12 protein-coding genes are annotated in these 13,637 nt (G+C 46.2%); 9 read left to right on the top strand and 3 right to left on the bottom strand.

The genetic code is table 11. The features are described 5' to 3' along the window. The first annotated feature begins 310 nt into the window (after positions 1 to 310). The 5 genes from QUA50_RS20460 to QUA50_RS20440 all read left to right on the top strand — a co-directional run bounded on the left by QUA50_RS20460 (position 311) and on the right by QUA50_RS20440 (position 5,041). Complete coding sequence (locus QUA50_RS20460) at positions 311 to 1,660, top strand: cytochrome 450 (RefSeq protein ID WP_333266354.1); 1,350 nt, start codon at positions 311 to 313, stop codon at positions 1,658 to 1,660. Between the two features lie 270 nt (positions 1,661 to 1,930). Next, positions 1,931 to 2,476, top strand: coding sequence for a hypothetical protein (locus QUA50_RS20455; protein WP_333266351.1), 546 nt, complete (start codon positions 1,931 to 1,933; stop codon positions 2,474 to 2,476). 116 nt (positions 2,477 to 2,592) lie between these two features. Then, positions 2,593 to 3,654 carry an S-methyl-5-thioribose-1-phosphate isomerase gene (gene mtnA / locus QUA50_RS20450; protein ID WP_333266349.1) on the top strand — a complete coding sequence of 354 codons (1,062 nt, stop codon included), beginning with the start codon at positions 2,593 to 2,595 and terminating at the stop codon, positions 3,652 to 3,654. 4 nt (positions 3,655 to 3,658) lie between these two features. Beyond that, entirely contained in the window at positions 3,659 to 4,180 is a 522-nt protein-coding gene (locus QUA50_RS20445) for a type IV pilin-like G/H family protein (RefSeq protein WP_333266348.1), read from the top strand. 3 nt (positions 4,181 to 4,183) lie between these two features. Continuing rightward, the gene (locus tag QUA50_RS20440) at positions 4,184 to 5,041 is read left to right on the top strand and encodes a rhodanese-like domain-containing protein (RefSeq protein ID WP_333266346.1); all 858 of its coding nucleotides are present in this window, start codon (positions 4,184 to 4,186) and stop codon (positions 5,039 to 5,041) included. A gap of 98 nt (positions 5,042 to 5,139) precedes the next feature. Here the strand turns inward: QUA50_RS20440 and QUA50_RS20435 are convergent, their stop codons facing one another. Then, complete coding sequence (locus tag QUA50_RS20435; protein WP_190732832.1) at positions 5,140 to 5,487, bottom strand: hypothetical protein; 348 nt, start codon at positions 5,485 to 5,487, stop codon at positions 5,140 to 5,142. Positions 5,488 to 5,728: 241 nt separating this feature from the next. Between QUA50_RS20435 and QUA50_RS20430 the strand changes: the two genes are divergently transcribed. Then, complete coding sequence (locus tag QUA50_RS20430; RefSeq protein WP_333266343.1) at positions 5,729 to 6,688, top strand: cation diffusion facilitator family transporter; 960 nt, start codon at positions 5,729 to 5,731, stop codon at positions 6,686 to 6,688. Between the two features lie 121 nt (positions 6,689 to 6,809). Here the strand turns inward: QUA50_RS20430 and QUA50_RS20425 are convergent, their stop codons facing one another. Continuing rightward, entirely contained in the window at positions 6,810 to 7,247 is a 438-nt protein-coding gene (locus tag QUA50_RS20425) for a hypothetical protein (protein WP_333298917.1), read from the bottom strand. Positions 7,248 to 7,634: 387 nt separating this feature from the next. Between QUA50_RS20425 and QUA50_RS20420 the strand changes: the two genes are divergently transcribed. Both QUA50_RS20420 and QUA50_RS20415 read left to right on the top strand, forming a co-directional pair. Beyond that, positions 7,635 to 9,092 (top strand): ABC transporter substrate-binding protein/permease, encoded by a 1,458-nt coding sequence (locus tag QUA50_RS20420; protein WP_333266339.1) that lies wholly within the window; start codon positions 7,635 to 7,637, stop codon positions 9,090 to 9,092. Next, entirely contained in the window at positions 9,058 to 9,807 is a 750-nt protein-coding gene (locus tag QUA50_RS20415) for an amino acid ABC transporter ATP-binding protein (protein WP_333266337.1), read from the top strand. The genes QUA50_RS20420 and QUA50_RS20415 overlap by 35 nt, the downstream gene beginning before the upstream one ends. Before the next feature lie 97 nt (positions 9,808 to 9,904). On the opposite strand, the gene QUA50_RS20410 is transcribed toward QUA50_RS20415, so the two are convergent. Further along, entirely contained in the window at positions 9,905 to 10,966 is a 1,062-nt protein-coding gene (locus tag QUA50_RS20410; RefSeq protein WP_333266336.1) for a UPF0104 family protein, read from the bottom strand. Between the two features lie 520 nt (positions 10,967 to 11,486). On the opposite strand from QUA50_RS20410, the gene QUA50_RS20405 reads away from it, so the two are divergent. Then, positions 11,487 to 13,532: a S8 family serine peptidase gene (locus tag QUA50_RS20405; protein WP_333266334.1), complete on the top strand. Its 2,046-nt coding sequence runs from the start codon at positions 11,487 to 11,489 to the stop codon at positions 13,530 to 13,532. Positions 13,533 to 13,637 lie beyond the last annotated feature (105 nt).

Below are 13,637 nucleotides of genomic sequence, written 5' to 3'. Positions count from 1 at the left end.
TATCTACGGTTAGGTGCGACTCTCAGGGATTGGGGCTAATACTTGAGAAGCTTGAGAGACAGAAAGTAGATATACTTACCAGAAATTGTTAAAAATTCCACTCAATCTCCGGGACAAGGCTAGACTTGGGCGCAGATATATTCAGTACAACTATATCTATATTGCCACTGCGTTCGCAAATAAACATGGCTAGAGCTATACGTACTGATTTTGGTAATTTTGGGGGTATTGAATCCCGCTCAATTGCCGCTCAATACCCTCTTGCTGCTAACTGCAAAGCGCGTTAGGGCGAAGCATTCTCGGAGGAATTATGATGAACCTAAATTTAGATACTATTTTCTCATCGCTGATGAACCCGGCACTGAATGAGTTTCAGGCTTGGGTTTTGCAAAACCCGGAAGAAACTCTCAGCAAAACGATGCTACCCGCGATCGCCCTCATCGAGGGTTTGATTGCCAACGAACCCACCTATTTGCAGATAAAACGGCTGGCTTTCGGAGCCAACTTTTGCTGCGCGGGGCAAGTCGTGATGGGAGAGTTTGACACCCTGGAAAAAGCACTCACATCGCCCCAGGCGCGCGGCTGGCGGCTGGGTACTTCTGTACTCGAACCCGATAGCGCGCCCAACCAAGATGTCGGCGGCAGAAACCTTTTCCTGCTGTCTTTGTCCGATCGCGCCACTGACGGTAGCAGCAACCACGCAGCATTCCGAAGCTGTATGCAGAAATATCTGTTCAACAGTGCCACAACGGATCGCCAGGGGGACGAAATCAGCAGACGGTTGCTGCTGAGGCTAGGCGCAGATTATGCCCAGATGTCGCACGGTGCGGGGGGAGCGTTTTTTACCGATGTCAAGCGGGGTTGGATGGGATTTTTAGTCCGATATCTGCACTACGTCATCTTTGGGATTAATCCAGACGATTCAGAGTCGATCGAACTTCTCACCGAATTGCATTACACTCGCCAAAGCCCGCTGCACTACTTCGCCGTCATCGGCAACCTGCTGCAAAGCCTGAACCTGTTTGGACACGGGGATTTGTCCGCTCTAATCGAGCGTGCAGCGACTATCTATGAAAATTCGCCAGCCTTAGCCAACTTCGAGGAGAGCTCGGAAAACAACGGCATGACTAAGCGGGAATTGGCAAAGCTGATGACATCAATTATGGGCATAGCGGGACTGCAAGGCCCCTTGCACCTAGGCTACACGGCAATGGGATACCGCCCTCTCCCCGCCTATAAAGGACAGCAGACGGCCGAAATTAACCCGACTGATTTTTGGGATCGGCTCGATTTGGACGATCGCCAGTCGATCGAGCTTTTCCTCCTCGAATGCGCCCGCCTCTGGGCCCCCGTCAGCGCCACGCACCGAGTCGCGACAGAGCCTTTCACCGCAACGGTAGCGGGCCAAGAGCGCACTTTCCCCGCCGGAACCAAGGTACTGATACCGCTCAGTTTGGGGCTGCTAGACGAGGGTTTCTGGGGTTCTACGGTATACGAATTCAACGCTAAGCGGGAGAATCTGTGCCCTTTTCATATGGGTTTTCATTCTGTGGGCGATCGGAGTGCGGGACGGATTTGTCCCGGTAAAGACATCGCACTCAAGATGCTGGTGGATGTCGTGAGTACGGTAGGCAAAGTGCGCCGATCCGATCGAGCCTAACTTGCACGGGTAATTAATCCAAAAGCTCGATCGGACAGCGGTTGAAACTGAGATATTGCACCATTGTCAAGAACAGGCATCTTGCCTGTTCCACAAAGAATTAATTGCTTGTGGGGTGGGCCAGAAAGCCCGCACATAAAAGCCTTATTGAGAATGATGCAAGATGTGAGTTGAAACCGCACGCCACATAAACTATTTATCGATCGACTAAGAAATCAAGGGGGTATCTAATCGGAAACCAAAACACAACTATTGAGGATAAATAATACCATGTTAATCGAACAAAAGCAACTAAAAGACATTGCGAATTGGATGAAAGTAAAACATCCAGCGGAGTTACCTGAAGTCCTGCAAGGTATCTTTTTTATGGACGGGAATGTTTTACCAGACGATTGTCTGACGATGTACAGTTCAGACTGGAATGCTGACGAACGGACGTTATTGCTGCGCGTTTTTGACCCTGTTATCTGGACATTTCATTCATCAATGGCGGGACGGATGTTACTTTATTTTGTCAAATTTTCTCGCTTCAGTTACTTGTTCCGATTCTCGGATGCAAGTTTGCAGCACGGACACATTACGCCGATAGTGTTTGGATGGTGTGTGCCGCCGTGGCTGGTAGATTTTTTGATCGATCGAGATCCGAACACTCCGAATGGAGATATCTGGCATCGCACAAACTCGTTTTTCGGCAGACCTGCTGACAATGGATATATACTCCGCAGGGTTGTAGACAAAGATGGGAACTACACATCAGCGTTTCCAGATATGCTGTCTAAAGTGGAGAGTGATTGTTCGATCGTTGCCCAAGAGTGAAAGTATTTAGGAAAACTACAAAACCCGCTTAATTAGGCGGGTTTTGTCGATCGAAGTGGCGGGAATAGTCGCCTTCATGGCATCATAGAAACTTGTCCCTCACATAATTGAAATAGATGACCGCTCAAAACTCCCCTGTTTCCCCCGTCACTTGGCAAGAAGACCGAGTTCTGCTAATTGACCAAAACCGATTGCCGAAAGAATACGGTGTAGTCGAAATTAGCCGCTGCGAAGATATGGCTGAGGCGATTAAAACTATGATAGTCCGAGGTGCTCCGGCGATCGGGGTTGCAGCAGCCTACGGGATGTATTTGGGGGCGCGAGAAATCGAAACGGGCGATCGCACAGAATTTCTCGTTAAACTAGAAGAAGTTGGGGATTTATTGCGTTCCACTCGTCCCACAGCAGTTAATTTGTTTTGGGCAATATCGCGAATGCTCAAAACAGCAAATCAAACTAGCGGTTCCGTCGAACAAGTGCAGAAAAGTTTGTTAGAAATGGTCAAAACCATTCAAGCAGAAGACTTGCAAACTTGTAAAGATATCGGCGACAAAGGTTTAGAAGTTCTGCCAGCTACACCCGAAAAATTGAACTTACTAACTCACTGCAATGCAGGTGCATTAGCAACAGCCGGCTACGGAACTGCTTTAGGTGTATTTCGTTCTGCTTGGCGAGAAGGAAGACTCGGAAGAGTTTTTGCAGACGAAACTCGGCCCCGTCTCCAAGGTGCCAAACTCACCACTTGGGAATGCGTGCAAGAAGGAATTCCCGTCACATTAATAGCAGATAATATGGCCGCTCACTGCATGAAACTCGGCATGATTCACGCAGTAGTTGTCGGTGCAGACAGAATCGCTGCTAACGGTGACGCCGCCAATAAAATTGGCACTTACAGTTTAGCAATTGTTGCCAAAGCTCACAACGTTCCTTTCTTTGTCGCTGCGCCTCTATCTACAATTGATTTTGAACTTTCCGACGGCAGCAAAATTCCCATTGAAGAACGCGATCCAGTTGAAATGTATCAAGTGGGAACTACGCGAATTTGTCCTGTGGGAGTCGAGTTTTACAATCCCGCTTTTGACGTAACTCCGGCGGAGTTAATATCGGGAATAATCACAGAACACGGCACGGTTGCTCCTGGGGCATTAAAACAGTTTCAGGCAAAACAATTAGTTTAATTGTATGTTGCTCAACCGCTCATTTTACCTGGCATCTGTGAAATTAAGCAGGATTTATAGCAGCCGCAACTGGCAGCTCAAAGTTGCGATCGCATCTCTAACTCTGCCAGTTGTTTTCAGTTCTGTCTCGGAAGCTCAAGTTTCACCAACGCTTAAAGCTAAGGAATTACAAGCGAAAAATTTTGTGGGTTCGATGAATAAAGCTCAGCAAGTTTACTATGCTGAAAAAGCAGGTTTTACAAGTTCTGTTTCCAATTTATTGGTTTATATGGGTCTCCAAATTAAACCTGACGCAGCCAATTACAGCTACTCGATCGGCATGGTGAAAAAAGGTACTGTATTTAACTACGGAGTATCGAAGCAAGCTAATCTCAAAAGTTTTGTGGGGGGAGTCTTTTTGGTGGGAAACAAGACCCAAACAATCTTGTGTATAAATGCTGCTCCTGGCCAGACTAAACCAGCTAATCCAATTAATACCAAAGGGGTTTTAGCCTGCGGTGCTAATACAGCAAAAGTTACTCAATAAATTATGTCGAGTTTACTGGGTAATTTAGCAAATAACAGGATAGTAAATGCAGATTTAGCTAAGCAATTACTGGAACAAGAAGCTACTTTACTAGATGCTCGCGCACCTATTTTAAAGTGGTTTTGCCGTCTCCCATCAGCTATTCCCGTAACTTGGCAGGAATTTTCGCGTTCCGACTTTCCTCACAAAGGAAAAATTATCGAAAATAACACAGTTTTAACTCAAAAATTGCAAGCAATTGGTATTTGTCAAGACAAAGCTGTGATAGTGGTTGCCGATCCGGTTAAAGGGTGGGGCGAAGACGGGCGAATTGTTTGGATGTTGCGGACTTTGGGACACGAAAAAGCCGTTTTTGTCGATGGAGGATATCGGGCTTTCATCAAAGCTGGAATTAATCGAGTAAAAGCTGCAAACAATCCACCGAAAACTGGAGATTTTGTAATATCTCGCCGCTCGACTTGGGAAATTCAGCGGGATGAATTGAAAGCTATTTTGGGAGATGATAATTTAGTCATTATCGACGCCAGAGAGCCGCGAGAATATGCAGGTAAAACGCCTTACGGAGAACAGCGGGGCGGCCACATTCCCGGTGCAATTCACCTCTACTACAAACAGTTGATGGACAAACAGGGAAAACTGCTGAGTCGCGGGGAAATTGTCGCTATTTTGCAGCAAAAAGGAGTTTCGCCGTCAACTCAAATTGTGAGTTATTGTAGTGGGGGAATTCGCTCTGCATGGTTGACTTGTGTGTTGACAAATGTGGGATTTTCTGCTAAAAATTATGCAGGTTCAATGTGGGAATGGTCGGCGTCGCCTGCAGATAGTTATCCCCTTTCAATAAGCCTTTCAGGGGCCGGCTAGAAGCCCAACCCCTACTCCCCACAATAAAATTAACTCTTTGTGGAACGGGCATCTTGCCCGTTCCTAAAAGGCCTATTGACAATGGTGCAACATCTCAATCAACCGACTTGTTCGATATACTGAGCGAGATCGTCGCGCAGGCGGCTGAGTTCGGCTTCGGTGGTGACGCGCACGCGATCGTCCCTAACCGTAATCAGCACTTTCGCCGCAAAAGGAGTTGGCCAGATATTCGGGTTGCAGAAAACTTCAAAAAATACATCTCCTGCATACCGATATTCCATCGGTTTTTGGGGAGAAGCTTTAGCGCCAGCGGTTTTGGCGGCTACAGCTTTCAAGCTTTCCATCAAAGCTGCAATTTCGCTTTGCAAATCCCGCGCGGCTTGCGGGGAAAAGCTAAAGGAGACAGAACCTTCGACTAAATTCAGCGTCAGCGGAGAAAGAGACATGGGCAATGAAATTTAACATACTATTGTTAATGATAAAAAATATAGTAACCCAAAAGAAGTACATTCCAGCTCAATTGGACTGCGAAACTGCTATTAATTAAAAATTGTCTCAAGAAGCTAGGCTAAATTAATGAATATAAATCTAGTCGCACGCTAGATTCTGCAATACTTTTAACCTGTTATGACTTGATAAGCTTTAAACTAGAAACCAGAAAACTTGACGGCCGAGCGAGGAGATTTTATGGTTGCCGATAACCGTTCCGAAGTCCGCAAGGTTTTAATAATTACTTTATTGCTAAATTTGCTGGTGATGGCAATTAAAGCAGCCGTGGGATGGCTGACTGGTTCGCTCAGTTTGCTGGCAGATGCTTTGCACAGCGTCACGGACAGCGCTAATAATATTTTAGGATTGGTAACTAATCATTATGCCAATCCGCAGCCCGATCGCGATCATCCCTACGGACACCAAAAATTTGATGCTCTCGGAGCTTTGGGAATTGCTGCTTTTCTGGGAATTGCCTGTTTTGAAATTCTCAGCGGCGCTGTCGAAAGGTTGCTCAAAGGTGGCACAGTTGTCAAAATATCGCCAAATGAACTGTGGATTTTGCTGATTGTACTGGGGATTAATATTTTTGTCACTTTTTACGAGCGCAGAGTTGGCCAACGTCTCGGTAGCGCGATTTTAGTGGCTGACGCTCAGCACACGATGAGCGATGTTTGGGTGACAATTATGGTCATCGGCGGGTTGATCGGTGTTTGGCAAGGAGAGGTTTGGAATATGCCTCAATTGCAATCTCTAGACGTGTTTTTGTCTTTTCCTGTGGCTGTTTTGGTATTTACCAGCGGTTGGAAAGTTTTAAGGGAAAATCTGCCTTGGTTGGTGGATGAAATGGCGATCGCACCGGAAGTTATTCACGCGATCGCAATGGATGTGCCCGGCGTAGTTAACTGTCACTCGATCGCCTCCCGCGGCTCGATCGGGCGTCAAGTGTTTATTGAAATGCACGCGATCGTCGATGCTGTTGATGTAGAAACAGCTCACCGGATTACAGAAGAAGTAGAAGCCCGTTTGGAAGAACGTTTCAGCCCTGTACGCATCTTAATTCACGTTGAGCCGCCGGCTTACGAGTCCGACCAAATTAGCTACGATTCTGAAGAAAAGGAAGAAGGAAAGAGGAAGCGGGAAGGAGGAAAAATGTAGGCTGTATCTCTAGCAAACAGCAGCTTGAGGGATGAAGGAGGAAGGCGGTTTTTGCGATCGCAATTCCTCTATTTTTTTAAATGCTATCAATGGAATTAAAGCGATCGCACTTAATTTAGTGCTAGTTTTCCACAGGAAAAAGGGGGTTTTCCACAGAAAAGGGCAAGTTTTCCACAATAGTTTTGATAATTATCGAGCAAAAGACTATTTGTACAAGTTGGCAGTTTTTTGGATTTCTACGGCCATTTTCTGTCGCAAGTCCCAAGGTAGCAGAATTTCGACTTCTGAACCTAAAGCGCGCAACCACCGAGCGCGGGTTGTAGTCTGTCACTCGGTAAGTGACTTGGTAGTAAGCATCCTCGGTTGGGCGAAACTGAAGGATTTGTAAAAGGGCTTCTCGCTGTTCTGGGTTGGGAGTATATTGTGTGATTAATGTGGCGGCGCGATCGTACTCTATGGCGGTACAGGTATGGTGAATGCTGATTCCTTGCAGGTAGGAGCGATGAAAAGTGCGATGCTCCCAATTGAATCCAGAGACGGGATCTCCTACCAGTTCCACAATAAGTGTATAAAAATTGACTTTCAAATTAGATGCACAACAGCTTAGCAAAGGAGCGATTCGCAACTTGGACAACGGTACAACATTGGTGGGAGTTGTGCGGACAAGCTTTACTTTATAAAATGTTAAACAATGTTCTTTTTGAGCATTTTTTAAGTATAAGTTAGTGGGACAATTAGCTATCTTTAGCCCTGGGCGCATTAATTAATACCTTTATAACCGGGTTTGTTACCCTTGTTAAAAGCTAAGTATGCAGTTGGTTTGTCCATCAAACCCGGTTTCTGGAAACCCGTGCGTCCAGGAATATATCTTTCTTTACAAAGGTGACTTGATTCCGATTTGTGGTATGTTTTGGTGGCGCGGGGATTTTTTAGGACAATGTTCGATATGAAACGTTTAAAATTAAAATCAATGCTGGCGGCGGCGATCGCCTTTTGCTTAATTGCGATCGCCAGTTACGCCCAAGCCAACAAGACTTTAACACTGGCGACTTCCCCAGACTACCCGCCATACGAATTTAAAGATACGGCTGTTAGCGGCAACGAAATTATCGGTTTTGACATCGATATTGCCAAATATATTACTAAAAAATTAGGCTACGAACTGAAAGTAATTGGCATGGATTTTAACGGCTTAATTCCCGCTTTGCAGGCGGGAAGAGCCGATTTTGTGATGGCGGGAATGACTCCCACAGCAGAAAGGAAAAAAAATGTTGATTTTTCTGACCTTTACTACGAAGCTCAAAATACAATTGTCGCCAATAAAGGCAGCAATTTGACCAAAGCTGAAGATTTAGCCGGGAAAAAAGTAGGCGTTCAACTCGGAAGCATTCAGCAGGAAGCTGTGAAAAAAATGCCCGGTGTGCAACTGGCTCCTCTGAATAGGATTCCTGATATCATTCAAGAAATTAAATCGAACCGCATCGCCGCAGGAGTGATCGAGGATACTGTCGCTACGGGTTATGCAGCAGCGAACCCGGACTTGGAATTTAACACAATTCCCAATACTGAAGCAAGCGGTTCGGCGATCGCCTTTAGCAAAGGTTCGAGATTAGTTCCAGAATTTAACCGAGTCCTCCAGCAAATGAAAGCCAGCGGTCAAATTAAGGAACTAGCTACTAAGTGGTTTTCTCGACCAATTCCGCAAGAACCTGCTCGAGCAAATCAGCCTGCGGTAGCGCCCAAGTTCGGGTTAGATTTTGGCAAAATCTTGCCGAGTTTGCCTTATATTTTGTCAGGGATTTGGGTAACGCTAACTTTTACCTTGCTGTCCGCATTTCTGGGATTTATCTGGGGAATCGTCCTATCTCTGTTTAAGATTTCTAGCATTAAACCTCTGTTCTGGTTTGCCACCGCTTACACCTCAATTTTTCGCGGAACCCCGCTAATTTTGCAGTTGACTTTAGTTTATTTTGCAACGCCGCAGCTTACGGGCTATAATATATCGGCGCTGCAAGCTGGCGTGATTACTTTTTTCCTCAATTCTGGGGCTTATATTTCCGAAACGATCCGCGCGGGAATTCAAGCCGTAGATAAAGGTCAAAAAGAAGCCGCAGAATCCCTTGGCGTTCCCTACAAACTGATGATGAGCGATATTATCTTGCCGCAAGCGTTGAAAAACATTTTGCCTGCATTGGTGAATGAAAGTATTGCTTTGCTGAAGGATTCAGCTTTAGTTTCGGTAATTGGCGTAGAAGACTTGCTGCGCCGCGCTACAATTGTGGGAGCAGAAAAGTATATTTACTTTGAACCTTTGATATTTGTCGGCGCAATTTATTATTTGATGGTGCTTAGTTTAACTTGGGGGGCCAATGTACTCGAACGCAGACTCCAAACTAGCAGTTAAGGTCGATCGCCTGTATAAATCTTTTGGCAATCTGAAGGTTTTGCGCGAGATAACTACTGAGATTCACAAAGGAGAAGTGATTGCCATTATCGGCCCTTCGGGGTGCGGCAAGTCTACTTTTTTGCGGTGTTTGAATTTACTGGAAATTCCGACTTCTGGACACATATACATTGACGGAGTGGATATTACTGCGCCGAAGGCAGATATTCTGAAAATGCGGCAGAAAGTGGGGATGGTTTTTCAGCATTTCCACTTGTTCCCGCACATGACTGTGCTGCAAAATGTGACCTATGCACCTGTAAAGGTGAAGCAGGTTGCTAAAGATGAGGCGCGTCTGAAGGGTTTAGAATTGCTGGAAAAAGTGGGTTTGTCAGATAAGGCGGATGTTTATCCTTCTAAGCTTTCGGGGGGACAAAAACAGCGGGTGGCGATCGCCCGCTGTTTGGCTATGGAACCGGAAATTTTGTTGATGGACGAACCGACTTCTGCACTCGATCCTGAAATGGTTAAAGAAGTTTTAGATGTGATGAAAGCTTTGACGAAAACCGGAATTACAATGGCGATTGTCACTCACGAAATGGGTTTTGCGCGGGAAGTCGCCCACCGGATTTTGTTTCTGGATGGCGGAAAGGTGGCGGAAGATGTGCCGCCGCAGGAGTTTTTTAGCAACCCGAAGTGCGATCGCGCTAAGCAATTTCTGGAAAAAATGCTTTAATCTGATATCGCATCCGCAATTAAACAGGTTTGTAGTTCGATCGCACATAATCTCACATTCTCAGCCCCGCACCCTACAATCACGACAATATGCGGTTTTAAATTCGCCTTTTTTGACTGCGCTGATTTCGCTGGCGATCGAGTTTAGCTAAAAATGCACCCGAAACATCCGCCAGAATGCTAATTATCCGATACAAAGCCACCGCACTCAAAATTATACCTGTAGAAAAGCGATCGGACAGCAGGGCGATCGCCGTTGCTTCAAATACTCCCATTCCCCCCGGTGCTCCCGGTACGACTAAACCGACAACAAACGCAAAACAAAAAGCACCAAACAAGTTGGGAATATTGCTAAATTCCACCGGAGTTAAAGCCGTTACCGTTAGCAAAAAACCGCCGCCCCGCAATCCAATAAAACACATTTGTCCGATTAACGGCACTAAAGGATAGCGTTTAATTGGCAAATTAATTGGGCGCTTAGACTTGACACTAGATGTTTTTTTAGTTAGACTGGAGGTAGACTCTAAACGCAAAGTTTGTCGGTCGCCCCGATCCTCCCCAACTTCTGAATTTTCCCCATTGTTCTTTGATAACTTCAACCGCTCTACAAATAGGACGATCGGATTTAAAATGCGGGGATGAATCGCCGTCAAAATAGCAGCACAACCGACAATCCGCAACCACCAATTGAATTTGTCAAAACAAATCAACCCAATCAAAACGCCCGCAGAAGCCATCAGCAGCGGTTCCAGCAACACGCTGAGAGTAGCAGCTTTCGGGAAAATGCCCGCCTTTTTTGCGTCCAAGATTCGACCCCAAAAATGCCAAATATTCCCCGGCAAATACTTGGCAATATTAGTTTTGAGAAAAACTTGAATCGCCCACGCGGCAGTTACAGGTTGGCGGAATTCCCGCAAAATCAACATCCACACCCAGCCGACAAAAATTAGAGAAAATAAAGTGACGCCGAGGGCGATCGCCAGCAACGGAAAACTTTCGGATCGAATTTGGATATTCGCGACTTCTCGCCAGTGAGTTAAAAAAGCTTTGGCAATAAATAAAAACGTCCCGCCTAAAATCAAATAGCGCAAATAAGGCTTTAAATGCGATTTCGCGAGGTTGAAAAAATTCTGAAGTCGATGCAAGTGTTGTTTTCCCATTTTCCGATCCCGATTTTGAATTTGGGATTAAGTTATACTGTTTTAGATTTTATGTTTTAGAGGGGCTAAGGCGGAATTGCGGTTGATTTACACGGCATGATATGACGGAATAAATCTGTTTAACCTGAGATGTTGCACCCTTGTCAAGAACGGGCAAGATGCCCGTTCCACAATAAATCAACATTTTTGTGGAACAGGCCGAAAAGCCTGTTCCTAAACGGGCAAGATGCCCGTTCCACAATAACTCAACATTCTTGTGGAACAGGCCGAAAAGCCTGTTCCTAAACGGGCAAGATGCCCGTTCCACAAAAGATGAATTTTCTTGTGGAACAGGCCGAAAAGCCTGTTCCTAAACAAGTAATTGAGAAGGGTGGAACATCTTAGTTTAACCTAACCCATGCAGACCTCTACAGACTGTGCGTAATGCCCGCCTTACAGAGTATTGAGGGCACTTTTAACCACAAACTTAAATTTAAAATCTAAAATTTAGATCGATATACCTCGCTAGGAGTACATTTCTATGTCCGGCCCGAGCCCAGACGGTCTTTCCTATCTTTTAGATGATAGCCCCAACAGTTTCGCCTTGACTCCGGGCTTTTTGACTCCTTATCCTAACGGACTTTTTGCCCTCGGCGGCAACGATTTTATTGTCGGTTCATCGGATGCCGATCGCATCAGCGGTGATAATGGTAACGATCGCATTCTCGGCGGTGGCAATTCCGATACGCTGTTAGGGGGCGCAGGCAACGATTTGCTTAACGGCGGTGCCGGCGCAGACTTCCTGTTTGGCGATGGCGGCAGCGATACCTTGCAGGGAGGTAAGGGAGATGACGCCCTCAACGGCGGCGACGGCAGCGACGTTTTAGTGGGCGATGGGGGTAAAGATACGCTGACAGGGGGTTTGGGCCCAGATACCTTTGTTCTCCGCAGCGACTCCGCAGTCTCCGATCCGGCTGCTGCCGACGTGATTACTGACTTTAACAGTTTTGTGGATTCGATCGGACTGACTGACAATCTTACCGAAGCTGACTTGATTCTCGAAGAAATATCGATCGCCCCCGGTATTTCCAATACATTAATTAAAATTCGTCAATCCAATGCTATTTTAGGCTTGGTAGCCAACGCATCTCCACAAGACCTCGCCAATACATTCATCTCTGCAACTACCGTATTGGGCAACCAACTGGATAGAGCTCGCGATTTAGGCGTTTTGGGCGGCACTCAAACGATCGCAGACTCGCTTAGCAATGTCCGGCCAGACGGCCTTTACCGCTTTACTTTGCCTGCAAATAGCGACTTTAAATTAACTGTCAGCGGTTTAACTGCGGATGTTGATGTTGCTCTAATTAAAGATATTAACGGCGACAATTCTATTGACTTCACCGATATTATTGCTTCTTCTCAACAACCGAATTTATCGCCGGAAGCGATCGACATCAACGGTTTAGCCGCAGGAACTTACTTTATCCGAGTTTATCAATACCAAGGCAGTACAAATTTCTCCCTCAATCTGTCTGCAACCCCGGCAACTGTTTCTCCTAACAATCCGAGCAACTTGCAAGGTTTTGACTCTCGTTTTGGGTTCGGTTTGGTGAATGCAGCAGCGGCAGTTGCTAAAGCTCAAGGTACTGCAACTTTTCCTGATGTTCCCGACTTGGGCGGCGACGAGTGGGGCAGAGATTTAATTAAAGCTCCAGAAGTTTGGGCCCAGGGCTTGACTGGAGACGGAATTGTGGTGGCCGTTATCGACAGCGGAGTTGACTACAATCACCCGGATTTGACGGGGAATATTTGGAGCAATGCGGGGGAAACAGGTGTTGATGCGCTCGGTCGCAATAAAGCTAGCAACGGGGTTGATGATGATGGCAATGGCTTTGTTGACGATTTCCGAGGATGGGATTTTGTCAACAACGATAATGACCCGATGGATGATAACAATCACGGCACTCATATATCGGGTTTAGTTGCTGCGAAAAAAGATGGGGTTGGGATTACTGGAACGGCTCCGACTGCGAAGATTATGCCTTTGAAAATACTTAATGGATCAGGGGTGGGCAAAATTCGGGATGAAATTAATGCGATTAATTATGCGGTGGCAAATGGAGCGAAGATAATCAATGTGAGTTTGGGCGGCCTACAGTTGAACGCTCAAGAATTGGATGCGATTCGAGCGGCTGAAGCTCAAGGCGCGATCGTGATTTCGGCGGCGGGAAATGATGCTCGTTCACAAGTAGATTATCCGGCTCGGTTTGCCAATGAGGTAGGAATTGCTGTCGGTGGTGTTACCCGAAATGGCTTGTTTGGGGAGTATTCTAACCGGGCGGGTTCGCAGGCAATTAATTATTTTGTTGCTCCGGGCGGCGACGGTGGTAGGGCGGATTCTGATGATGTTTATTCAACTGTGCCGCTTTCTCAACCGGGGATTCCCTATCGATATTTTTCCGGTACTTCAATGGGAGTGCCACAAGTATCCGGCGTGGTAGCTTTGATGTTGCAAGCTAATCCGAATCTGACTCCTGCTGATATTAAGAGGATTCTTGCGGAAACTGCGAATCGAGCTGTTTGAATTAATTGATAATATCATGTCCGATCGATTAAGGAATGAGAATTAAATAACTTCCACTCTTGAAAGTGGGATGGGCGTCCCGCCCGTCATGAGTGGACGGGCGGG

The sequence above is a fragment of the Microcoleus sp. M2_D5 genome (assembly GCF_036701935.1).
Classification (GTDB): domain Bacteria; phylum Cyanobacteriota; class Cyanobacteriia; order Cyanobacteriales; family Microcoleaceae; genus Microcoleus.
Note: the sequence above shows the minus strand (reverse complement) of the source record. Positions and strands in the feature narration are given on the sequence as shown.

What these genes read in the sequence shown, in the direction of transcription:
- QUA50_RS20430 (WP_333266343.1), top strand. Translation starts at nt 5,729, where the DNA reads ATGGTTGCCGATAACCGTTCCGAAGTCCGCAAGGTTTTAATAATTACT.
- QUA50_RS20435 (WP_190732832.1), bottom strand. Translation starts at nt 5,487, where the DNA reads ATGTCTCTTTCTCCGCTGACGCTGAATTTAGTCGAAGGTTCTGTCTCC.
- QUA50_RS20415 (WP_333266337.1), top strand. Translation starts at nt 9,058, where the DNA reads ATGTACTCGAACGCAGACTCCAAACTAGCAGTTAAGGTCGATCGCCTG.
- QUA50_RS20440 (WP_333266346.1), top strand. Translation starts at nt 4,184, where the DNA reads ATGTCGAGTTTACTGGGTAATTTAGCAAATAACAGGATAGTAAATGCA.
- QUA50_RS20445 (WP_333266348.1), top strand. Translation starts at nt 3,659, where the DNA reads ATGTTGCTCAACCGCTCATTTTACCTGGCATCTGTGAAATTAAGCAGG.
- mtnA (WP_333266349.1), top strand. Translation starts at nt 2,593, where the DNA reads ATGACCGCTCAAAACTCCCCTGTTTCCCCCGTCACTTGGCAAGAAGAC.
- QUA50_RS20455 (WP_333266351.1), top strand. Translation starts at nt 1,931, where the DNA reads ATGTTAATCGAACAAAAGCAACTAAAAGACATTGCGAATTGGATGAAA.
- QUA50_RS20420 (WP_333266339.1), top strand. Translation starts at nt 7,635, where the DNA reads ATGAAACGTTTAAAATTAAAATCAATGCTGGCGGCGGCGATCGCCTTT.
- QUA50_RS20410 (WP_333266336.1), bottom strand. Translation starts at nt 10,966, where the DNA reads ATGGGAAAACAACACTTGCATCGACTTCAGAATTTTTTCAACCTCGCG.
- QUA50_RS20405 (WP_333266334.1), top strand. Translation starts at nt 11,487, where the DNA reads ATGTCCGGCCCGAGCCCAGACGGTCTTTCCTATCTTTTAGATGATAGC.
- QUA50_RS20460 (WP_333266354.1), top strand. Translation starts at nt 311, where the DNA reads ATGATGAACCTAAATTTAGATACTATTTTCTCATCGCTGATGAACCCG.